Source organism: Providencia sp. PROV182 (assembly GCF_028480325.1).
GTDB classification, from domain to species: domain Bacteria; phylum Pseudomonadota; class Gammaproteobacteria; order Enterobacterales; family Enterobacteriaceae; genus Providencia; species Providencia hangzhouensis.
Genome location: NZ_JAMPOL010000003.1, coordinates 120,367 through 141,953, shown reverse-complemented (window position 1 = coordinate 141,953; position 21,587 = coordinate 120,367). Strand labels below are relative to the sequence as shown.

The window sequence follows — 21,587 nt, the reverse complement described above, 5'->3', positions numbered from 1 at the left end:
TGATACGTAAAATTCAGAATATTTTTAACTTAGGAGTCAAAGAGTTACGCAGTTTAGGCCGCGATAAAGCAATGCTAGCGTTGATTGTCTTTGCTTTTACGGTATCGATCTATTCGTCCGCAACGGTAACTCCTGGCTCTTTACATAATGCTCCCATTGCGATTGCTGACCAAGATAAGTCACAGTTATCAAATCGGATAATCAATAGCTTTTATGCGCCTTATTTCTTACCACCCGCGGATATCACGCCAGATCAAATTGATGGTTTGTTAAATCGTGGTTCATATACTTTTGCGCTAGATATTCCGCCTAATTTTCAACGTGATGTGCTTGCCGGACGACACCCAGAAATTCAGGTAAATATTGATGCAACAAGGATGAGCCAAGCCTTCTTAGGAAATAGTTATATTCAAAATATTACCTTAGGGGAAGTGAATGAATTTTTAGCAAAATACCGTAGTAATGCAAGTTTACCTGTTGATTTGGAAGTGAGGATGCGCTTTAACCCTAACTTGACACAGTCATGGTTTGGTTCTGTTATGGCAATCATTAATAATATTACGATGTTATCGATTGTTTTAACGGGCGCTGCACTAATCCGCGAACGGGAACACGGCACCGTCGAACATTTGATGGTCATGCCACTAACGCCATTTGAAATTATGATGTCGAAAATATGGTCAATGGGGCTGGTGGTATTGATTGCATCTGGTGTTTCCTTAATTTTGGTTGTAAAAACATTGCTACAAGTACCAATCGAAGGCTCTATCTTATTGTTTATGTGTGGGGTGGCCTTGAGTTTATTTGCGACAACGTCGATTGGTATTTTTATGGGGACGATTGCACGCTCCATGCCTCAGTTTGGTTTGTTGATGATCTTAGTGTTATTGCCATTAAATATGCTTTCTGGCGGAATGACAGCGCGAGAAAGTATGCCTCAGCTTGTTCAAGACATTATGTTAACCATGCCGACAACGCACTTTGTTAGCCTTGCTCAAGCGATTTTATATCGCGGAGCTGGCTTCCAAATTGTTTGGCCTCAATTTGCGGTTCTTGTTGTTATTGGTGCTGTATTCTTTTCTCTCGCACTCATTCGTTTTCGCAAAACGATTGCCACCATGGCATAACCTACTGTACATAAAATATCCATTAATGCATAAAACGCTTGCTGAATTTTTCAGTAAGCGTTCTAATGCTTCACCTATTAATTATTGGTGCATGATTAGGTTGTACCTATCAAATCAATAGTGGGTAATGATTGGATTAAGCTGCTGTAAAACAGTAACTTAATAGGCAACCAAACAGGAGAACATCATATGTCATTAATTAATACTCAAATCAAACCATTTACTAACCAAGCATTTAAAGATGGCCAATTTATCGAAGTTTCTGAAAAAGATGTTGCAGGTAAATGGAGCGTTTTCTTCTTCTATCCAGCTGACTTTACCTTTGTTTGCCCAACTGAACTGGGTGACATTGCTGACCATTATGAAGAATTCCAAAAATTAGGTGTTGAAATTTTCTCTGTTTCTACTGACACACATTTTACCCATAAAGCATGGCATGCAAGTTCAGAAACTATCGGTAAAATCAAATATGCCATGATCGGTGACCCAACTGGCGCATTAACACGTAACTTTGAAAATATGCGTGAAAACGAAGGCTTAGCAGACCGCGGCACTTTCGTTGTTGACCCACAAGGTATCATTCAGGCAATCGAAATTACTGCTGAAGGTATCGGTCGTGATGCAGCTGACCTGTTACGTAAAGTTAAAGCAGCACAATATGTTGCAAGTCACCCAGGTGAAGTTTGCCCAGCTAAATGGAAAGAAGGTGATGCAACACTGTCTCCATCTTTGGACTTAGTCGGCAAAATCTAATTAATCTAACTCAATTGATTAATACTGAATAATTCAGGTTGCAGGTGTTTAGGCCTGCAACTTGGATCACGACGGGTATATGTACCCGATTTTATGATAAAAATTAAAGGGGATTACATGCTCGACAATAATTTACAGGCACAGTTGAAAGCCTACTTAGAACGTTTAACTAAACCCGTTGAATTAGTTGCTAATATAGATGACAGCGAAAAATCAAATGAAATCAAGCAGCTGTTAGAACAAATTGCATCTCTGTCAGATAAAGTCACTGTACGTGAAGAGCGCAATAGCGCACTAAGAACACCGTCTTTTTTAATTACTAACCCAGGTACAGATAGTGGTTTGCGTTTTGCAGGCTCACCTTTGGGGCATGAATTTACCTCTCTTGTGCTGGCATTATTGCAAATCGGTGGTCATCCATCTAAAGAAGCGCAAGAGTTATTAGAGCAGGTTAAAGGTCTTGAAGGCGAATTCCACTTTGAGACTTATTACTCTTTATCATGCCATAACTGCCCAGATGTTGTTCAGGCGTTGAACTTAATGGCAGTTTTAAATCCAAATATTAGCCATACGGCTATTGATGGTGCACTTTTCCAAAATGAGATTGATGAACGTAATGTGATGGGCGTTCCTGCGGTTTTCCTGAATGGAAAAGAGTTTGGCCAAGGGCGTATGACGTTAAGTGAAATTGTTAGCAAAGTTGATACCAACGCAGATGCGCGTGCAGCGAAATCACTCACAGAGCGTGAGCCTTTTGAAGTCCTTGTTATTGGTAGTGGCCCAGCAGGGGCTTCAGCGGCAATCTATACCGCACGTAAAGGGATCCGTACTGGCGTAATTGGCGAGCGTTTTGGTGGCCAAGTTATGGATACGGTTGATATTGAAAACTATATTTCAGTTATCAAAACGGAAGGGGCTATTTTTGCAGGCGCATTGAAGAACCACGTGGACAGCTATGATGTTGATGTCATTGATGGCCAATCAGTTGCAAAACTGATCCCTGCGGCAGAAGAAGGTGGATTACACCAAATCGAAACTGCATCGGGTGGGATCTTAAAATCACGCAGTATTATTATTTCAACAGGTGCTCGCTGGAGAAATATGGGTGTTCCGGGGGAACAAGAATATCGTACTAAGGGTGTAACATTCTGCCCACACTGTGATGGTCCGTTATTTAAAGGTAAACGTGTTGCCGTTATTGGTGGCGGTAACTCAGGTATTGAAGCGGCTATTGACTTAGCCGGTGTCGTTGAGCATGTGACCGTACTGGAGTTTGCTCCGGAACTGAAAGCAGATTCTGTATTACAGAAAAAAGCACGTAGCCTGAAAAATGTCGATATTATCGTCAATGCACAAACCTTAGAAGTAAAAGGTGATGGCAGTAAAATGACGGGTCTCGAATATAAAGACCGTACTGATGATAGCGTACATTTATTAGAAGTGGCGGGAGCATTCGTGCAAATAGGTTTATTGCCTAATACTAATTGGCTAGGCGACACAGTTGCTAGAAACCGTATGGGCGAAATCGAGATCGATGCACGTAACGAAACCAGTATTAAAGGTATTTTTGCTGCCGGTGACTGTACTACAGTCCCTTATAAGCAAATTATTATTTCAGCCGGAGAAGGAGCAAAAGCCGCACTTAGCGCCTTTGATTACCTAATCCGCACAAGTACCAGAACCGCTGAATAGGTGTAATTTACTTTATATTCAGTGAGTTGTAGTCAAAAGGCACTCGGGGGCGAGTGCCTTTTTTTTGTGCATAATCTGTACGAAAAAGGCTCAAAAGTGCCTAAAAGTGTTCAAGTGTGGACAACTTGTGGACGATCTAAACGCTGATTTGGTGGTACTTACAGCGGAGAAATACATCCCAGTGTGGACAATTTGTGGACATGCAAAAGTTAAATTTGCCTCGGTTTTTTGTCGTCAAAATCATCCTAAAACGAACAATCTATTAAGCTAACTCTGTTCCTCCCTTTAGTGGATTATACGTAATCGCATCTTGAAGAAAGTCCGGTGCAAAGTGTGCGTAGGTCAGTGTTTGCTGTAATGTCGAGTGACCTAGGATTCTCTGCAAAGTAATAATACTGCCGCCATTCATCATAAAATGGGTTGCGAAAGTATGCCGTAATGCGTGCGTGGCTTGGCCCTGCGGCATATCAGGCTTAATGGTCTTTATGTGCTTTCTAAACATATCGTAAGAGGTGTTTGGAAAAAGCAAACCGGATTTTCGCGTACACACAGCATCTGCGACTTCTTGGGAAATCGGTACAATGCGCGCTTTGCCCGTTTTGGTAAAAGTGAAACGGATTTTATTTTGGATCACGTGCTCGCGTTTTAATTTAACTGCTTCCCCCCAACGCGCACCGGTGCTTAAACATAAAATCGCCACTTTTTTATTATCACCTTTTAATATATTCAGCAGCAGCCTGATTTCTTCATGCGTTAAATAGGACATCTCAGTCGCTTTTTGCTTTAACCGTGATAGCCCTCGTATTGGGTGCTTACCCATAAATAAATCCGTGCGCTTTAAGGCGGTAAATATGCCGCTTATTGCTGAAAAATCACGGTTTATCGTGGAGGGCTTGATACCCGCAGCGAGCCGGAGTTCGCGGTAAAGTGCTAATTGCTTATCGGTTAATAAGCACATTGGCGGGTTATCGAGTGCGGTCGCAATGCGTGTTGCCCTTAATAACGTGTCCTGCGCATAGTCGCTACTTTTCCCAAAGGTGTTCCACCACAAATTAATTAAGTCTTGTAGCGGCCGAATATCATTGGATTTATCTAACCAATCTTTGTGCATTTTGTTTGATAGGGCGTAACGCTCAAACAAAACGGCTTCGTGTTTTGTATCAAATCGACGTCTGACGCGTTTTCCTTGACGGCCAGCCGGTCTAATGTCCACTTCATATTGACCATCTTCGAGTTTCTTAATTGCCATAAGAAAGCCCTCCGAGGGTCGATTGGCTTTGCGAGTTAACCTCACAAAATGCCTGATAAATTGTTAACCAGTTTTCTTGTCTGAGTGGGGTGATCCTGAATTTTCGTGCCCAGTGTGCGCTAAAGCCGGTGCGATTTGGCCAGCTTCGGGATTTACCTCATCGAACATGAACCAATCTCGGTATTTTCTAAATCGGGGATGCTTAAAGAATTTCATTGCAGACTCCAATGACATTTTAGCTTTTCCACTTTCATATCCATGATAGGTAACATAATTAATACCTACCAAATCAGCAGCTTGCTTAACATTAAGCCTTTCTGACTCACGTATAAGCTTTAGTCTTTCGCTATCGTACGTTGACATTATATAAGAGATCTCTTATTTTATAAGAACATTGATATCTCAATGCAATGAAGCAAAGAGTCCTAAAGCGCTAGAAAGCGCCTGACATAAGAGGGTAGCAGATGAGAGAGAAAATCGTAAGTCTGTCAGATGTTGTGACTGAGGAAAAATTCGCTGAGTTGATTGGTAAGCCAGCAAGCGCAGTGGCCGATATGCGTAAAGCAGGTAAGTTACCGATTGTTCAGATGAAAAGACCTGGCTCTAGTCGTGCGGAGAATTATGTGTATTTGCCAGCGTGGAATAATGGTTTAAGGCTGGCCTATGAGTCGTTACCCGCGGAAATGCGTGACGGTTGGTTGGTGTGGTTGGGTTTAGGTAAGCCGCAATGAGTCAGGTTATTCGTGTGAGCCATCATTGTGCGGTGTATCGTGGGTTTACGATTATCACGTTACCACGCAAGAAGCAGACACCAATCACACGTTATCACGTTTGGCATTTAGGGGAGTCGTTCGGCAAGTTTGATGCTATGGCTGAAGCGACAAAATATATAGATGGGTTGTGGAGGATGAAAGGTGGAAAGTAATTTAATCGTCAAGAATACACAAAACGGAGTATATATTTGTATTGAAGATAAGTATTCACCAATAAATAGTGTCGTTTTTGAATTATCACAATTAATACACTTTCTTCCTTTGAGTAATGCAGGTAATACCGTTTTGATTTCTGTGAATGGAATGAACGATTTTAGCCCAAGTATTCCATTCGCAAAGTTTTTAAGTTTCTTTCGTTATGTCATTGAGCAAAGTCAGAAACAAAATAGCCATTCACATTTGTTCACGATAACGATAAAAGAAGATTTATTTTGTGAATGGCGGAATAAATAAAAAGTTCTTTGAATACAGCTAGCTAGCAACTAATAATCAAATCATTAAACAATGACCTTTATCGGTCAGGGCTTTTTATTACCTAAAAATGAGGTTTTAAAATGAGACATATTCCAGACCCTATATTTACCCCTGTGGCTGAAAATATAAAAGCGAATAGGGAAGATGAGCGTAAATCATTAATGAATCGTTTTGCTGATCGCCAACGTCAATTAGCCGACAAAGTATTAACAGAGAAATTAGATTATGCGCAAATTCATCAGTTATTGATTGATGAAGCGGATAAATTCGAGTCACAAGCGGGAGATCTTAATTATGTCTGATGTTATCGACCGCGCCAATGAACATGCGGCATTAGTGCTAGAACAAAATATCCAAGCTGCGAGGAAGCCAGCGAATAGGGTATCTGCGTTTGAATGTGAGAATTGTGATCACCCAATACCAGAAGCCCGCCGCCAAGCGGTGATTGGCTGCACCTTGTGTATTGACTGCCAAATTCTGTTTGAACTGAAAGAAAAACATTACCACAGCGTATGAGAAATCATTTTCTGTAAGCAAATAAAAAGCACACAAACTGCGGGATAGACGCTGATTGTGTGCTCTAAGGTTATCACATGAAATCATATCATATTCAGGCGTTATTACCTCGCCTCGTACACGACTTTCAATTTAAAGAGCAAAATGGCTATTTGCGCCAAGGTGTGTGCCCAAATTGTAAGAAAAAAGAGCTATTTACCTCAATTGAAATGCCGTTTGTGTTGCGTTGTGGCCGTGAAAATAAATGTGGCGCTGAGTTGATTGTAAAAGAGATTTATCCCGATATATTTGATGACTGGTCAGCACACTACCCCAAGACGCAACAAGCACCAAATGCAGCCGCAGATGCCTATTTACAGCACGCCAGAGGGCTTGATATCGCTCCCTTGAAAGGGTTGTATTCCGAGTCTAGTTATCATGCTAATGGATTAGGTGCTGCAACGGTGAAATTTGCTTTACCCGAGGGGGCATATTGGGAACGCATTATTGATAGGCCCTCACGTTTTGATCGCAAAGCTAACTTTTTTGGTTCTTATAAAGGGCATTGGTGGACACTGCCACAGCAGGATTTAACCCAAGCCAAAGAGATTTGGCTAACGGAAGGCATTTTTGATGCCCTTAGCTTGATTCAAAACGGTATTGCGGCTGTATCGTTAATGACTTGCCATAACTACCCTGAAATTGCTTTAAGTGCGCTGAGAACAGCGCTAGGTAATAATAGAAAGCCGCTTTTAGTTTGGGCGTTGGATAATGGCGCAGCCGGTGAGCGCGCCATGAAAAAGTTTGTTGCCCGCAGCTATGATGATGGCTGGAAAGCCACGGCCGCGAGACCCGCTGAAAAAGAGTGTGGCAACGATTGGAATGACTTGCATATGAAAGGCAAGCTAACGGAGCGCGATATCGCCCGTTATCGCTATTACGGCAAGTTATTATTAGCCTCAACCGCGTTTGAAAAGGCGCGTTTAATGTTTAACTGGACGGAGCGTTCAGAGTTCGATTTTCAACATGATAACCGCTTGTATTGGTTTAAGTTGGATATCGATAAAATGATGAAAACCATTGAGCGCATTCATGATGCCGAACCCGATTTAGATGAAGATGAAGCCAGACAAAAAGCGGTAAAAGAGTCCGGTACGGTAGTTGAAATCGCCAATTGTTATCCCACTCCGCTATATTTCCAAAAATCCGTTGAGACTGATGAATCATGGTATTACATGCGTGTCGATTTTCCTCGCCAACCGCAAGTTAAAGCCACGTTTACCGCCTCACAATTAACCAGTGCCAGTGAATTCAAAAAGCGTTTATTGCATGTGGCCAAAGGGGCTGTTTATACCGGCACAACTTTGCAATTGGACCGCATTTGCAAGCAAGCTTTGCCGGATATCAAAGAGGTGATCACGCAAAATTATGTGGGTTATAACAAAGAGTATGGTGTCTATGTGTTTAATGATGTTGCGGTGCAGGATGGTAAGTGTTTTACGTTAAATGAGGAAGATTATTTCTCTCTCAATAAGTTGGATATCAAGACGTTAAGCCTTAGCCCATCATTGGCCATTAATACCGATTTTAGCGAATTTGATACCAGCTGGTTAAGTTCTCTTTGGGATGCGTTTGGCGCAAAAGGTTATGTGGTGTTGGCGTTCTGGTTGGGTTCGTTCTTTGCGGAGCAGATACGCAAGACTCATAAAAGCTACCCATTTTTAGAAATTTGTGGTGAGCCTGGTTCAGGTAAAAGTACGTTGATTGAGTTTTTATGGCGTTTATGCGGCCGCGCAGATTATGAGGGGTTCGATGCATCAAAGTCGAGTGTTGCCGCTCGAGGACGAAACTTTTCACAGATTAGTAATTTGCCAGTGTGTTTAATTGAAAGTGACCGCGTGCAAGATAATGCGAAGTTAAAAGCATTTGATTGGGAAGAACTTAAGTCACTGTATAACGGCCGTGCAACGCGTTCACTAGGGGTGAAAAATAGCGGTAATGAGACTTATGAGCCGTTGTTTAAAGGCAGTATTATTATTGCACAGAATGCAGAAATTAACGCGTCACGCGCCGTTTTAGAACGGATTATTCATCTTTATACCGATAAAGCGGAGCAAAGTGTTGAAACCCGTTATGCCGCCATAGCCCTTGAACGTTATCCCATTGAAAGGTTATCCGGTTTTTTGCCTACGGTATTGATGAAAGAAGCGGCGATATTAAAGCAATACAATGAGCGCGTAGATGGCTTACAGGCACAGCTATTTGCGGATAAGGCGATTAACCATGAGCGGATTGCTAAGAATCACGCACAGTTAATTGCATTGCTAGAAACGTTAGCGTTAGTTCTTCCTGTAAAAGCGGCTCATATTCGCCAAACTCGTGACTTTATTATTGAGTTGGCCAAACAACGCGTTCAAGCGATCCAACTCGACCAACCACAAGTGATGGAGTTTTGGGAACTGTTTGATTATTTACACGATAATGAGGCCTTTGGTGTGAATCATAGTAGTGAAAAGGGCGTTTATGCGGTGAATTTTAACCATATTGCGCAAGTAGCCAGCGAATACCGTCAGTCTATGCAATTGAATACAGATATTAAGAACTTATTGAAATCGGGGCGCATGCGTAAGTTTGTAGGCGTTAAGACGGTGCGAAGTGTGGTGAACAGCCAGTTTAATAGCACGCTTGCGGTGGGGAGTACGCTTAAAAGACCTGAAGTGATTAAGTGCTGGGTGTTTCTGGAAAACAGTGAGAGTTAGTTTTTCATCCATTCATTCATAGGCTGCGGATGTGCAGCCTTTCTTTTATCTATCGATAAACCCCATGAATTAAGTAAATGCTCATCATCAATATTCTATAAAAGCGTAGGTAAGTAAATCTATGGATAACAGAGTAAGAGTTGACTATTATTTAATCTCTTTTATAAATATAGAGAATTTATGGGAGGGGTTCGGAAAGCGGTTACAATGGTTACAAAATTAAAATATCCTTGTATCTTATTGATAAGATATAGAAATATAGAAATAGTAAAAGGTTACAAATGGGTTACTTTGTGGTTACGTGTAACCGTTTTAAGAGGTTACAAATTAAAAATATAACTTATTGTTTTATAAGGATGTAACTTTTTAAATCCTGTTTTGTAACCCGTTGTAACCAGTAAAAAGTTACAACGGAGTTGTTTATAATCAGTGGGTTATAGGTAGTTTTGGTAGGGTGTAACCGTTGTAACCGGTTTCCGGAGGGGGGGTAAAGTTATGGTTGTAGCAAGTTAACCATTAATCGGATTCGTAATTGTATGATGGTTCAATATAGCCAAAATCAATATAAGAAGGTGAAGATAAAAACTCAACATCATCTATATCTACGCCAGTTATATTACTCACATTTTCAAAATTGCCAGTAAATGTGATTAATATATCTGTATTAAAATCAAAATTTGTACTTTCAGATGTTGTACCTATATTATAATAATCTTTATCTGTTGAATCTCTAACTAATAAAGTAAAATCACAGTGAGCTGTAGCATTTATATCCACATTTGTTTGCACAACAACCATATTATCTTCAAATTGAATTAATTGTAAAAATAATGAACTTGAAGATGAATGCGAAAATGTAATCTCATTAAAATTAACTTCTAAGTAGTCAGAGTCAATGTCAAAATTAGAAATTGCATCTGGTTGAGATTCTATTTGATTGGTATAACTCTCAGCTTTTTCTTTGATCAAATTGTAAAATTCCCCATAGGGGGCATCTAACATATTAGCCAATTTAGATAATAATATTTCAGGATCTATTTGCGATTGAAGCGTTGAAATGGCATTGGATAGATCATCAACAACATCAATATATTCAGAGTGTTCAGAGTAATTTAACCAACCTTTATCTGTACTCACTGCAATAACTTTTATATTACATTCTTCTGCCCATGCATCTAATGAAAGAAGTGCAATTGCATCTGGAAATTCTGATTTTTTCTTACCTGTTTCTTCAAATGGCGGCTGATTTAAAAAATACATTTCAATTAATTTTTTCACATCTAAGTAATCATCAACATTAATAATTTTTAATCCTGTTTTATTAATAAAGTTGGATATTGATTTATTAGTTGAAATATTAGGTGTAAATTCATTGACGATATTTTGAAATTCAACTAGCTTTTCATTATTTGAGTCATGGTATCGAATGAAATCTTTTATAGATGAATTTAAGTCTATATGTTTTTCGGATTTTTTTTTCAGAAGATGCTTTTCAAGTTCATTCATAATGATATTAGGTATAACTAATTTTATTTTTGAATTCTTAAATTGGTCTAATCTTTTTAGTAGCCCTTTATTCAATGTTAATCCATGGTTTATAAAAATGGAAGTGTCAACACATAAGGCATTATATTTACTATCTTTCATTTTACTCATTCCAAAAAACGTTTAGGGGCGTTAAGTATAATTTTTATTTATGTTTTTGTGAATGATTGAATAAACACTGCAGAAATGACTGTCTGATATTATTTATAGTCAGTTTTCTGGACTAAAATGGCCCTATAACTATTATGTAATTAATGTGAGTGTGAACACAAAAACTTGAGTTGACAAAACTGTAAAAATGCACCAACATTCAGGTTGACAAAATCAAATATTTGCACCATTTTTTATAAGAGATGATTATGACCGATTACAAAGCCCCTTGGTTTTTTTCAGATGATTTAAAAAAAGAGCGACTGACTATAGTTGCTGAAGAACTACTGAAAGTCCTTGATAATACTTACATGCAGTTATCTACACCACTAGATGATAATTATACAAGAGGGACGTGTACTTTTGGTAGGCAGAGACAACTTTTAATTCAACTATGCATGAGTGGTAAATTTGATTGGTTAAAATTATCACACGCAGGGATGGATGTTACTTTTTCAATTGGTACTGTACCGATTAGATTTTTTGCTGATGATCCTGATAACCCTCAAAAGTCAGGATTTTATAGAAGAAACCAAGTTGACCAATTATGGGAGCCAGAATTAACAGCACCCACAATGCATAGATTTGTGATTGAAAAACCAGAATTTGAGGGGGAAGGCGCTAGAGTTCATTTCATTGGTTACAATGCGTTAAATGAGATGGTTTCAAAATGGACCTATGGTGATGAAAGAGTAACAGTACTTCATTCTGAAGATAATACTCCTCCATTATCTGTTCCTATTGATTTGGATCCTATCAGTGTTCTTACAACTGATACGGAAAAAAGAAGTAATAGTAAAAACGAAAAATAGGTGAAACAAAGTGTTTAAAGGCTCTAATTTACGATTGGCTCGTCTGTATCACGAGCTATCTCTTGAGCAAGTTGCTGAGCGGGTTGGTAAAACCCGCCAATACATTCAGCGCTTGGAAACGGACGATGCGTCACCAACACAAGAGCTTACAAATGAATTAGCTAATGCCTTGCAAGTTAATATTGATTTCTTTTATGAAAATAGTGATGTCTTAGTTAACGAAGAAATTGTACATTTTAGAAAACGAAGTTCAACACGAATGTCGACTAAACTAGCAACATTGTCACGAGCAGAGTTGTATAGAAGACTAATTAATATTTTTGACGAATATTTAAATTTACCTCCAGTTAAATTCCCGTCAATTAAAGTTGTAACGCAAGATGATATTGAGAGGGCGGCTGAAAAGTGTCGATCCGATTGGGGATTAGGTATGGGACCCATAGAAAATATGACACGTTTAGCTGAAAAATTAGGGGCTTTTGTTACCTCTTTTGAATCTGTATCAGATGAAGTTGACGCACTGTCAGTGCCTTTAAGTCGCCCATTTATTGTTCGAAATATGGCAAAAAGGTCTCCATGTAGGCAACGATTTGATATAGCTCATGAGGTTGGGCATTTAATTTTACATGAGGGTATTTCTACTGGTGATAGAATAACAGAATCACAAGCGAATAGATTTGCATCTGCACTTTTGTTACCTAGATCTTCAATGGCAAAATATTTTCCTCGACCAATAGGAGGAAGGATAGATTGGAAGGGGTTAAGCAATTTTAAACTGACATGGAATGTCAGTAAAGCTGCTATAATTTATAGAGCTCACCAACTGTCTTTATTGACTGACGCTCAGTATAAAACAGCGTTCTTTGGGTTAAAAAGAAAAGGCGAAGCAATTGATGAGAAGGAAGATTATCTAATTAAACATGAAAAACCAGAGTTTTTTCATAGGGCGATTAGAGTTCTTATTAATGAATTAGGTATAAGCCCCCAAGATTTAGCTAATAGGCTCAGAATTTCAGTGAATATGCTTTCTAATTTATCTGGAGACATTTTGTTATCTGAGAAAGTCTCGCAACCGGAAGAAAGCAATGTAGTATCTCTAGCTGGGTATAGATTAAAATTCGCTTAGTTTGATTTAATAAAAACCGTCAAAATTTTGGCGGTTTTTTTACTCATAATTCAGCACAAACTCGCACAACTTCCACTTAAATTTACTTCCTACCCAAACCATACCCAGCCTAACTTCCAACCCTCCGCACACCCGCACAAAATCCCACACCTTTTGCGTGCGGGCGAGGCGGGGGAGCAAGCGTGCGCAAAAGGGTAAAGATGGCCCGCGCTGGCTATGGTGTGATCAGCCTATAAGTGGGGTTATTTGAGAGTCAGTAGCCCGTAGCAGTGAGATTGAGTAAAAAAACAAGTATTGCTATGTGGAAATTATGAAATGGCACTGAGGTTGTTTTAATCGCTTTTGTGGGTAATATATTAATCTAATAAGCATCAAAGATAAGGAATAGTACGTGAGTGAGATTTATCTTATGTACCTAAGGTAAATTTAACATTAAGACTATGCACTGGTATTCGTTAATGATAAATGGAATTGTTATGTTTGATGGTCTTGGTTATGTTGTTGCGATCGGTGCGGTAGTCTTAATTACTTTATGTATAACCTACTTGATTTCGATTGGAAATGCTTTCAACGATACAATACCAAAGGATAAAACCTCAGAATGTAATTCTGAAAAATTTCTTGCTAAGGATGATGAAGAGAATAGTTTTAAAAGTAAATTTAAAAATAATAGCAAGGTTTATAAATGGAGAAGTCTGATTATTGCCTCTGTTTTCATTCCATTTTTAAATTTTATATACTATTGTGATGTTGAAATTTATTTTGTTAAAGATAAAGGTGAAATTTTTTTTGGTATTTTCACATTTTTCATATTTACATTTTTGAATTTTTTTCTGGTTGTTTTTAGATTCAAAAAATCAAGTGAATTTGTTGGTGCATTCTTAATATCTTTTGTTGCATACAATATTATTTATTTTCCTCAGAAATTAAATGTTGATTTTGAAAATAAAATATATTCATTTATTGCTAATGGAGACACTAACTCTTTAGAAAAAGAATTAGGAAAAAATTGCAGTTTAGTTGAGTATGAATTAGAGGATTATATATGGTATGCATTATTTCGGTCTGAAGCGCCCATTGACTCTTTAGAGTTTTTATTTGGCTGCCAATTTCATGAAGATAACTTTGATGTTAATAGAATAGAAGAGGGTAGACACTACCTCCGGTCTTTTTTTGATAAAAAAATATCAAAGAATATGACTATAAATCATAATCTTGAGGCTCTTTTTGCTGAAAAGTATTTCACTTTACTAGATGAAGAATCAAAACAAAAATTAATATGGGAATTAGTATATAAAATTGCAACTGAAAGTAAGAAGGAATACAGTGATATATATATTAGTAGATTAGATAAGTTAATTGATTTAAATCCAAACATTGCTAGTTATGTTAATCTTCGAGACATTGATTATCATAAAATGATAGAGTATAGAGAAGTTAATGCGGCAAATTATTTTTTAACAAGATTGCCGCCTAGTAATGATGATTACAAATTAGCAATGAACATATTAACGAATAACTTACCTTTCGTAATTGAAAAAGTTAAGAATGATAGAGGTATTTTAGAAAATACAACCATCAATGATATTGATTCCTACTTTTATAAAAAGAAAAATATAAATCTAATTTTTTATGCATTTTATGTTGGTAATGCAGAAATGATTAATTATTTGATTGAAAATAAATTGTTTAAAATCGAAGATTATAACTATGAAATGAAAACGACTGGCAGTTATGAAGCAGGTTGCAACAACTACTTAGTTACAGGTATCGCTGAGAGTTGGACTCTTAATGAAGATGAGAAAAAAGCATTGCTACAAAAATTAAAAGGTTTACCAAATATTTGTGACCGAATGATTGAAGTGGAATTAAATAAAATTGATGAGATGTTAGCCAAGTATAAGTCTTAATCGCTGCCTAGATAAGCAAACTGAGTTAATGGATCACTCAGTTTGCTTATCTTTAGTTTATTTATAATTCGGCTCTTTTCCCTTTGCCTGAGTCAAAAAATCCAGCAACGCATATTGTTTAAAGCGGATCACCTCAACACCTAGCATGTCGTTAATTGATTTCATGCTTTCCATCAGCGGTAATAACTCATTGAACCAAAACACCATTGCAGCTTTTTCAACATCACCAAGACTACCGGAACCTTGCGGAATGATCCCCATCAGTTGTGGTGGTATACGGTGCATGGCCAACAAATCATCGCGCGTGGTGTCCTTGATGCCGACAAACTCATCTTTGGCACTGATTTGTGAGAATGGCAGTATTTGAATCCCATCCTTGCCACCATTGGCGGCATAGACAAAGATATTTTTAAACGCCTTACCTTTGCGGGCTTCGGTGAGTGACTTTTTTAATGACTCGACGGCCTTGTCGTCAGCCAAAGCCGCGGAAAGATACACCATCACACCGGCGTGACTGCCATTTTCATAATAGTTGGTCCGAAATAGGGTGGCTGAATGATTCAAGTTAGCGGAAATTAGTCCAGCCAAATAATCGGGAGTGCCATATATCTCTTGGTGAATACACGGGTTTTTCAAATGAATCACGCTATTTTTGCGGAACTCGTAGGCATCTTGGTAATTCTTCACTTGCCAGTATTGCCCCTCATTAACACCAGCGCGGGTGTACTTAGCCAAAGAGGGTTTAAGCGTTAACATATCGCCGAGCCGGTTAATGCGTTTTTCAAGGTAACCATTACCAAAAACCACAAAATCCTGCGCTAAGGTAGTGAAGTCAGGGCGTGATAAATACGGCGTTGGTTCAAAACAACTGGTGATCACATTACGCTTAAACACTAAGGGTGATTGATGGTAGGCCGCTGACGAGGTAAACGAGCGTGCAATACCAGTAAAATCAATAGGGGTTTCATACCAGCGGCCATTGTGGTTGCACTCCATGCAGTCCAGCAAATCACCGCTGCCAGAGACAATTGATGGCGGGTCAAACGTAAATGAGCAAAATTCAGGGCTTTGTGTTTGTTCTTCGGTTGCTGCTAATTCTGTTGCTTGTTCCATGGTTAAAACTCCATAACTTGTGCGCCAGCGCCGCCAGTTTCACTGGATATCGCTTCGTTAGAGAAAATATTCATTGCCGCCCACGCTAAATCACCATGGTCTAAGCCTCGAACACGGCTTGATTCATAGGTGATAATCCCGCTTTGGGTTTGCACTTTCTTGATGGTCATAAATGAGGTAATCAGGGGCTTATGTAACCCTGCATCGTATTCAAAACGGCCATTACGAATGAGCATGAGCATTTTCATGATCATCATGCGTTTGATAGGAGCCGAATAGTTGAGTAAATTGGCGGCAGGAAAGAATTTAACGACCAGCTCGTGCACGGCGGCACCAGTACCGCCAGTACCATCAATGGTGATGGATTGCACGTTATAACGCTGAGTAATGCGTTTGATTTCTTCCGCTTGTTTTTCGAATGCCATCCCGCGTAACTGGATAGTTTCAATGATGCGGAATTTCCCGCCAGTGACTGCCGGTGGTGAGGCAACCACAAGGCCTAATCCATCGCCATTATCACCGGTACCGGTCGGGTCTGCACCTACCCAAACAGGGCGATTACCCAGCGGGCGTGGTGCGTAAGGTTTCCAGTCGGGCCAAACATCACTGTTATAGCCATCCACGCCACAATTGATTAAGGCATCATAACTAAATGCCCGTTCACCCGTTTTAACGAACTCACACTCGTATAAATTACGAAAATCATCGGGCGGGTTTTCATCTTTGATTTCTTCCAAATTAACGCGGTTCAGCCCGCGAGCGATGGCATCATGAATATTCACGATTTGCCGCCACATACTATCCGCGCAGTAATGGCCAAGCTTTAATACCTTATGGGATAGCTCAATGATTTTGCGCTCTTTCTCGGGCTTACCTTTGTTATAAAAATCCCCCGTCCAAAACTCGTAGGCTTCGTGATCTTCACTCGATGGTGTCGAAAAATAAGTACGGCGTAACCCTGTTTGTGTGGCCATCGCTGAAGCCACTTTCCGTAATTCCAAGAAACGCGATACCCAGAACACCTCATCAAAATAGAGGTCACCGGTATATGACTGCGCTGTCGCTGCTGCGGTACCCAAGAAAAACAGGATCGCCCCGTTAGATAACATAATTTCATCGCCGCCTTTGAGCTCAACACCCACTTGGCGCGCCAACAATTGAATAAAACGTTTGAACTGAAAGGCCTGTGCGCGGCTGGCAGATAGAAATATTTGGTTGTTACCGGTTTCCAATGCGGTCAATAGGGCTTCGCGGGCAAAGTACCACGTAGCTCCAATTTGTCGCGATTTAAGAATAAAGCGGTTTCGCTGCGTGCGTTCATCCCACCATTGGCGCTGATATTCAAATAAGCTACCTAGCACTAGGTTTTTAAGCTGTTCGATTTGCTCAGGGGTAAAGTGATTCTTTTGTGCTTTAACTTTACTTGTTCCCGCCGTTTGTTTCTTCATTTCCAAGCGCTCAAATCGGTCTAACTGGCGGTTAAAGAAATCCACCGTTTTAAAGTCATGGGCGGTCATTGTGTCTTTCGCCATGATGCGCAGCACTTTTACATGTATTTGGTTAGTAACACGGTGAATAGGGGATGCCTCATCCCATTTATCACGTCGTCGCCATGAATAAATGGTGTGAATGCTTAAGCCCAGCCGCTTTGCAATCTGCGAAACGCTGTAAGCCTGCCAATAAAGTTCTTTGGCTTCTTGTCGTGGGTCAATGTCTGTTTTCATCATGCTGTCACTTTGTCACGCCCGCGCGTAACCCTCTATGAATATGGGTTCTCATAGCGCTATGAGAACCGTAACCCTTTGAGCAAAAAGAAAATGATTGCGATAGTGAAGGTATCGAAATGACAGTTACGTCAGAAACGGAGATTGATTTATGTCGCAAGGTAAAAACACGCGCCAGATAAAGCTGATTGCTTGTGCAGAGGGGATGACACTAAACGGTTTTCCCGTTGAGCGTGAACATATCGAGCAGATGGCGAAAGATTACGACCCAAAATTTTACTGTGGCCGTGTGAATTTGGATCACATTAAAAGTCTGTTCCCAGATAGCCAATTTCGCAGCTATAGCATGATTTCAGCGGTGAATACCGTTGAATTAACTGAAGGTGAACTAAAAGGCAAATTAGGGCTTGAAGTCACTATTGATATTGATGATTTAAAAGATGAATACATTGTTAACCTGAATAAGTCAGGCCAAAAGATTTTTTCCAGTATCGAATATTATCCCTCATTCCCACAGACCAAACGCGCCTATTTAACAGGGGTAGCGTTAACTGATTACCCTGCGGCTATTGGTTCCCGTCCTATTGAACTAAGCGCGGTTTCTCGCGGCTTACCGGATAGCGGCAATTACTTTACCGCTTCATTAGAAACGCAGTGCCATTTGTTAAGTGAGCAACACACCGAACACCAAGAGGAAAAGGAAGCTGGTAAGAAGTTTTTATCGACGGTGAAACAGTGGCTAGGGCTTGAACGTAATCACAACTCAGAAGAAACCACCAACCTAAAAACAGCCATTGAGTTGACCGCACAGCAATGCGGCACCTTGCTAACCGAAAATGAAGCGCAAAAACGAGCGTTATCACAGCTAACCAATGATTTTAACACCTTAAAACAACAACTTGCAGTGACTGATGGTTCAGGGGAGTCACGCCCTCAAGTCACCGGTGGTTCGACTAAGTTGGCTGAATATTAAGCCGCGTTTTACTTTCTTCAATTTTAATCAATAAAAGGTTTTTACTATGGGTATCAGTAATGAATCACTGGCGAATTATCTCTCATGGCTTGACCAGCAAGCCCGCTTAAATGGAGTACGTCGTGAGGGCTCGTCATTAAATTTTAGCGTTGACCCTGCGGTGCAGCAGCGCTTAGAAAAAGCAAAAATGGAAAACAGCCCATTTTTAAAACAAATCAACTCATTTGGAGTGACGGACCAGGAGGGGCAAAAGGTTTTTGGTTCGGTCAATGGCCCTATTGCCGGTACGAATGACTCAACGACCGAGCGCCGTCAGCCTGAGCAAGTCAATGAGGAAAACAGCGACGATTACCGTTGTGATAAAACCAACTGGGATACGTTTATCCCGTATTCATGGTTAGACGCATGGGCGGGGCACCCTGAATTTCAACCGATGATCAGCCAACTGATTGCACAACAAGAAGCTAATGACCGCTTAATGATTGGGTTCAATGGTGTGAAACGGGTGAAAAAGTCCAATAAAGCCGAAAATCCATTGTTACAAGACGTCAATATCGGTTGGTTGCAAAAAATCCGTAATGCGGCGCCACAACGCGTGATGAAAGATGTCACGTTAACCAGCCGTGATGAAAGCGGGAAAATCATTGCCAAAGGGATGTATGCCAATGTGGATGCGATGGTATTCGATGCGGTGAATTCATTGTTAGACCCGTGGCACCGCCGTGCGCAGGGCTTAGTGGCGATCACCGGTTATCAGCTCTATACCGATAAAAACTTCAAAATCATGAACCAGCACAGTGAGCAAAACCCAAACATGGAAATGCTCGCGGGTAATGAACTGTTGAAATTGAGTTCAATGGGTAACTTACCGACCTTACAAGTGCCGTTTTTCCCCGATGGCGCAACCTTGATAACGACCTTTAAAAACCTGTCTGTGTACTGGCAAAAAGGTAAATATCGCCGTGTGATCAAAGATGAACCGGAATATAACCGTGTGGCGACGTATTCGTCAGGTAATGAGGGCTATGTGATTGAAGATTATGGCCTATCTTGCCTGATTGAAGGCATCAACTACGCCGAAAACAAAGAAAATTAAGCCAACATTGGGGAACGAAAATGGAACATTTAACACCGGCACAGCAGCACTGGCAAAAAGTGATGGCATCGCGTCGTGGTGGGTTACCTGCCGAAATGTCACGGGCCGATATGACCGCCTATGAAAATATTTTGCACCGTTTACGGGCTGACCAAGCGCAATTAAGCAATATCCAAGGCAATGACCGCAAAGCGGCGTATAAGCGCAAGGTTTTATCTAATTATCGCGGTTGGATTGAGGGCGTGTTGGAAAGCCAGAGCGGTGTGGCTGATGAGGTCTTTACTCGTACTTTAGTGTGGCATATCGACGCGGGTTTATACACAGAAGCCTTGAACATGGCCGAATATGCCATCCAATTTAATCTGCCGTTGCCCGATAACTATAACCGCACCTTAGCCACTGTTTTAGTTGATGAAATCTGCGACTGGTCATTAGCCGTGAAAGCAAGCGGCAAAGAAGATGAAGTGACAGCGTCACTTGATGATTTGCTGAGTTTAGAGCGTATTACAGCGCAATCAGATATGCCTGATGGGGCGCGTGCCAAGTTGTACAAAGTCATTGGTTTAACACTCAAAAATGATGATAAGCAACAAGCCTTAGCCCTTGAATACCTACAAAAAGCCATTCTTATTGACAAAGATATTGGCGTGAAAAAAGAGATTGAACAGCTATTACGGGCAGTGCGTAAGCAAGAAGACGATACGCCTAAAAAATAGCAATAACCGAGTTGCACCCGCGTGCCACGGAGGCACAGCAATAATAAAGGGCTAATCCTCTGTATTGTCGCTGTCCACCTCCGTTTTTTCAAAGGGGTCATCATGAGCTTAGTGGCATCAAAACAAATTCATAGCGTGCAAGACGAAAGCATCAGTGATGGCGATGAAAAAATCACATCGGGTGACTTTTGGCCTGACATTGGTTTAGACCTGTTACGCCAATCCATGCGCTTGACAGGTAATGTCACCACAAGCCGCTTAAGGCATATGGCCACTGAAGCGGTGTTGTACGTCAATCAGCTATTGGATGAATGGCGGCAGGAACAGAACGCCAAGGGCTTTACCCAATTATCTGTGGTGCCATCACCACAAATTAACGACACCACGGCCGTTGTATTTCGTTATCACCATGCGGTGTATAGCTTTACCAAGGCCTTATTGATTGAAAACTACCGCGATATTGACACCACGCGTGAGGGTGAAAAACACGCCCAAGCCTTGAGCACGCAAATTGATGATCTGCGCCGCGATGGCCAGAACGCCGTGCGGGATATTCTCGGTAAGTTACGCATGTTTGCGGAGCTCGTCTAATGAAAGTGCAGGCGCTACAAGGTGACACCGTTGATCTGTTGTGTTGGCGCCATTATGGGCGCACTCAGGGCATCGTTGAGCACGTATTACAAGTCAACCCGAATTTGGTTGAGGGCGGCATACAGCTAGCTGCGGGGCAATGGGTGGAATTACCTGAACTCGCACCGATGGCAAAACAAGACATGATCCAACTTTGGGATTAACAAAACAGGATTAATAGCATGAATGATTGGTGGAGCCGCCTAACTTACGCACTTTCTGGATTTGGCGGTTTATTCAGTGGGTCGGGCATTTTAGGGTTTTTTGGTGATTTCTCCGTGTATGAGTGGGGTTTTTTAATCGGGTTAATTGCCAGTGTTTCATTGGGAGTAATGACATATCGGTTAAACCGCCGTGAGCAAATGAAACGCACACGCATATTAGAACGTTATTTCTCTCGTCACCCCATCAGTGAGCGCGATATTGAAAATATTGTGAAAGTCACCGAGCAATCACCAAAGGATTTATGA

The 21,587-nt window shown here is 40.6% G+C and carries 22 protein-coding genes; 17 read left to right on the top strand and 5 right to left on the bottom strand.

Annotation, left to right across the window (positions count from 1 at the left end):
- Positions 1-2: 2 nt before the first annotated feature.
- The 3 genes from PR834_RS02660 to ahpF all read left to right on the top strand — a co-directional run bounded on the left by PR834_RS02660 (position 3) and on the right by ahpF (position 3,572).
- Positions 3-1,127 (top strand): ABC transporter permease, encoded by a 1,125-nt coding sequence (locus PR834_RS02660; RefSeq protein ID WP_164456325.1) that lies wholly within the window; start codon positions 3-5, stop codon positions 1,125-1,127.
- Between the two features lie 189 nt (positions 1,128-1,316).
- Complete coding sequence (gene ahpC, locus PR834_RS02655) at positions 1,317-1,880, top strand: alkyl hydroperoxide reductase subunit C (RefSeq protein ID WP_004254784.1); 564 nt, start codon at positions 1,317-1,319, stop codon at positions 1,878-1,880.
- 117 nt (positions 1,881-1,997) lie between these two features.
- Positions 1,998-3,572, top strand: coding sequence for an alkyl hydroperoxide reductase subunit F (gene ahpF / locus PR834_RS02650; protein ID WP_272536401.1), 1,575 nt, complete (start codon positions 1,998-2,000; stop codon positions 3,570-3,572).
- Between the two features lie 262 nt (positions 3,573-3,834).
- Here ahpF and PR834_RS02645 read toward each other — a convergent pair whose 3' ends face one another.
- Together PR834_RS02645 and PR834_RS02640 are read right to left on the bottom strand one after the other, a co-directional pair.
- Positions 3,835-4,821, bottom strand: coding sequence for a phage integrase (locus PR834_RS02645; protein WP_272536400.1), 987 nt, complete (start codon positions 4,819-4,821; stop codon positions 3,835-3,837).
- Between the two features lie 63 nt (positions 4,822-4,884).
- The gene (locus tag PR834_RS02640) at positions 4,885-5,184 is read right to left on the bottom strand and encodes a helix-turn-helix transcriptional regulator (protein WP_164528876.1); all 300 of its coding nucleotides are present in this window, start codon (positions 5,182-5,184) and stop codon (positions 4,885-4,887) included.
- A gap of 101 nt (positions 5,185-5,285) precedes the next feature.
- Here PR834_RS02640 and PR834_RS02635 point away from each other — a divergent pair, with 101 nt between their 5' ends.
- The 5 genes from PR834_RS02635 to PR834_RS02615 all read left to right on the top strand — a co-directional run bounded on the left by PR834_RS02635 (position 5,286) and on the right by PR834_RS02615 (position 9,322).
- Positions 5,286-5,552: a Cox family DNA-binding protein gene (locus PR834_RS02635; protein WP_076913935.1), complete on the top strand. Its 267-nt coding sequence runs from the start codon at positions 5,286-5,288 to the stop codon at positions 5,550-5,552.
- Positions 5,553-5,566: 14 nt separating this feature from the next.
- Complete coding sequence (locus PR834_RS02630) at positions 5,567-5,746, top strand: hypothetical protein (protein WP_336298903.1); 180 nt, start codon at positions 5,567-5,569, stop codon at positions 5,744-5,746.
- Between the two features lie 402 nt (positions 5,747-6,148).
- Positions 6,149-6,370 (top strand): DUF2732 family protein, encoded by a 222-nt coding sequence (locus PR834_RS02625; protein ID WP_004254744.1) that lies wholly within the window; start codon positions 6,149-6,151, stop codon positions 6,368-6,370.
- Positions 6,363-6,584, top strand: coding sequence for a TraR/DksA family transcriptional regulator (locus PR834_RS02620; RefSeq protein WP_004254739.1), 222 nt, complete (start codon positions 6,363-6,365; stop codon positions 6,582-6,584). The genes PR834_RS02625 and PR834_RS02620 overlap by 8 nt, the downstream gene beginning before the upstream one ends.
- A 77-nt stretch (positions 6,585-6,661) precedes the next feature.
- The gene (locus tag PR834_RS02615; protein ID WP_272536399.1) at positions 6,662-9,322 is read left to right on the top strand and encodes a toprim domain-containing protein; all 2,661 of its coding nucleotides are present in this window, start codon (positions 6,662-6,664) and stop codon (positions 9,320-9,322) included.
- Between the two features lie 516 nt (positions 9,323-9,838).
- Here PR834_RS02615 and PR834_RS02610 read toward each other — a convergent pair.
- A complete protein-coding gene (locus PR834_RS02610) occupies positions 9,839-10,969 on the bottom strand; it encodes a PIN domain-containing protein (RefSeq protein ID WP_272536398.1) in 1,131 nt (376 codons plus the stop codon).
- Between the two features lie 257 nt (positions 10,970-11,226).
- On the opposite strand from PR834_RS02610, the gene PR834_RS02605 reads away from it, so the two are divergent.
- From PR834_RS02605 to PR834_RS02595, 3 genes are all read left to right on the top strand, one after another.
- Positions 11,227-11,829 (top strand): hypothetical protein, encoded by a 603-nt coding sequence (locus PR834_RS02605; RefSeq protein ID WP_272536397.1) that lies wholly within the window; start codon positions 11,227-11,229, stop codon positions 11,827-11,829.
- 10 nt (positions 11,830-11,839) lie between these two features.
- A complete protein-coding gene (locus PR834_RS02600; RefSeq protein WP_272536396.1) occupies positions 11,840-12,955 on the top strand; it encodes a helix-turn-helix domain-containing protein in 1,116 nt (371 codons plus the stop codon).
- 476 nt (positions 12,956-13,431) lie between these two features.
- Entirely contained in the window at positions 13,432-14,865 is a 1,434-nt protein-coding gene (locus tag PR834_RS02595; RefSeq protein ID WP_272536395.1) for a hypothetical protein, read from the top strand.
- Between the two features lie 57 nt (positions 14,866-14,922).
- On the opposite strand, the gene PR834_RS02590 is transcribed toward PR834_RS02595, so the two are convergent.
- Both PR834_RS02590 and PR834_RS02585 read right to left on the bottom strand, forming a co-directional pair.
- Positions 14,923-15,978, bottom strand: a complete 1,056-nt coding sequence (locus tag PR834_RS02590; RefSeq protein ID WP_272536394.1) for a phage portal protein — start codon at positions 15,976-15,978, stop codon at positions 14,923-14,925.
- A 2-nt stretch (positions 15,979-15,980) separates the two neighbouring features.
- On the bottom strand, positions 15,981-17,705 hold the full coding sequence (locus PR834_RS02585; RefSeq protein ID WP_272536393.1) for a terminase large subunit domain-containing protein: 1,725 nt from the start codon (positions 17,703-17,705) through the stop codon (positions 15,981-15,983).
- A gap of 148 nt (positions 17,706-17,853) precedes the next feature.
- Here PR834_RS02585 and PR834_RS02580 point away from each other — a divergent pair, with 148 nt between their 5' ends.
- The 6 genes from PR834_RS02580 to PR834_RS02555 all read left to right on the top strand — a co-directional run bounded on the left by PR834_RS02580 (position 17,854) and on the right by PR834_RS02555 (position 21,587).
- The gene (locus PR834_RS02580) at positions 17,854-18,675 is read left to right on the top strand and encodes a GPO family capsid scaffolding protein (protein ID WP_272536392.1); all 822 of its coding nucleotides are present in this window, start codon (positions 17,854-17,856) and stop codon (positions 18,673-18,675) included.
- A gap of 46 nt (positions 18,676-18,721) precedes the next feature.
- On the top strand, positions 18,722-19,771 hold the full coding sequence (locus PR834_RS02575) for a phage major capsid protein, P2 family (protein WP_076913945.1): 1,050 nt from the start codon (positions 18,722-18,724) through the stop codon (positions 19,769-19,771).
- A gap of 20 nt (positions 19,772-19,791) precedes the next feature.
- Positions 19,792-20,487 (top strand): phage terminase small subunit, encoded by a 696-nt coding sequence (gene gpM, locus PR834_RS02570; protein WP_272536391.1) that lies wholly within the window; start codon positions 19,792-19,794, stop codon positions 20,485-20,487.
- Between the two features lie 102 nt (positions 20,488-20,589).
- The gene (locus PR834_RS02565; protein WP_272536411.1) at positions 20,590-21,078 is read left to right on the top strand and encodes a head completion/stabilization protein; all 489 of its coding nucleotides are present in this window, start codon (positions 20,590-20,592) and stop codon (positions 21,076-21,078) included.
- Positions 21,078-21,281 carry a tail protein X gene (locus tag PR834_RS02560; RefSeq protein WP_272536390.1) on the top strand — a complete coding sequence of 68 codons (204 nt, stop codon included), beginning with the start codon at positions 21,078-21,080 and terminating at the stop codon, positions 21,279-21,281. The genes PR834_RS02565 and PR834_RS02560 overlap by 1 nt, the downstream gene beginning before the upstream one ends.
- A gap of 18 nt (positions 21,282-21,299) precedes the next feature.
- Positions 21,300-21,587: a potassium channel protein gene (locus PR834_RS02555; RefSeq protein ID WP_153673430.1), complete on the top strand. Its 288-nt coding sequence runs from the start codon at positions 21,300-21,302 to the stop codon at positions 21,585-21,587.

Coding starts and splice junctions, on each gene's coding strand:
- ahpC (WP_004254784.1), top strand. CDS start 1,317: ATGTCATTAATTAATACTCAAATCAAACCATTTACTAACCAAGCATTT.
- ahpF (WP_272536401.1), top strand. CDS start 1,998: ATGCTCGACAATAATTTACAGGCACAGTTGAAAGCCTACTTAGAACGT.
- PR834_RS02645 (WP_272536400.1), bottom strand. CDS start 4,821: ATGGCAATTAAGAAACTCGAAGATGGTCAATATGAAGTGGACATTAGA.
- PR834_RS02640 (WP_164528876.1), bottom strand. CDS start 5,184: ATGTCAACGTACGATAGCGAAAGACTAAAGCTTATACGTGAGTCAGAA.
- PR834_RS02635 (WP_076913935.1), top strand. CDS start 5,286: ATGAGAGAGAAAATCGTAAGTCTGTCAGATGTTGTGACTGAGGAAAAA.
- PR834_RS02625 (WP_004254744.1), top strand. CDS start 6,149: ATGAGACATATTCCAGACCCTATATTTACCCCTGTGGCTGAAAATATA.
- PR834_RS02620 (WP_004254739.1), top strand. CDS start 6,363: ATGTCTGATGTTATCGACCGCGCCAATGAACATGCGGCATTAGTGCTA.
- PR834_RS02615 (WP_272536399.1), top strand. CDS start 6,662: ATGAAATCATATCATATTCAGGCGTTATTACCTCGCCTCGTACACGAC.
- PR834_RS02610 (WP_272536398.1), bottom strand. CDS start 10,969: ATGAAAGATAGTAAATATAATGCCTTATGTGTTGACACTTCCATTTTT.
- PR834_RS02605 (WP_272536397.1), top strand. CDS start 11,227: ATGACCGATTACAAAGCCCCTTGGTTTTTTTCAGATGATTTAAAAAAA.
- PR834_RS02595 (WP_272536395.1), top strand. CDS start 13,432: ATGTTTGATGGTCTTGGTTATGTTGTTGCGATCGGTGCGGTAGTCTTA.
- PR834_RS02590 (WP_272536394.1), bottom strand. CDS start 15,978: ATGGAACAAGCAACAGAATTAGCAGCAACCGAAGAACAAACACAAAGC.
- PR834_RS02585 (WP_272536393.1), bottom strand. CDS start 17,705: ATGATGAAAACAGACATTGACCCACGACAAGAAGCCAAAGAACTTTAT.
- PR834_RS02580 (WP_272536392.1), top strand. CDS start 17,854: ATGTCGCAAGGTAAAAACACGCGCCAGATAAAGCTGATTGCTTGTGCA.
- PR834_RS02575 (WP_076913945.1), top strand. CDS start 18,722: ATGGGTATCAGTAATGAATCACTGGCGAATTATCTCTCATGGCTTGAC.
- gpM (WP_272536391.1), top strand. CDS start 19,792: ATGGAACATTTAACACCGGCACAGCAGCACTGGCAAAAAGTGATGGCA.
- PR834_RS02565 (WP_272536411.1), top strand. CDS start 20,590: ATGAGCTTAGTGGCATCAAAACAAATTCATAGCGTGCAAGACGAAAGC.
- PR834_RS02560 (WP_272536390.1), top strand. CDS start 21,078: ATGAAAGTGCAGGCGCTACAAGGTGACACCGTTGATCTGTTGTGTTGG.
- PR834_RS02555 (WP_153673430.1), top strand. CDS start 21,300: ATGAATGATTGGTGGAGCCGCCTAACTTACGCACTTTCTGGATTTGGC.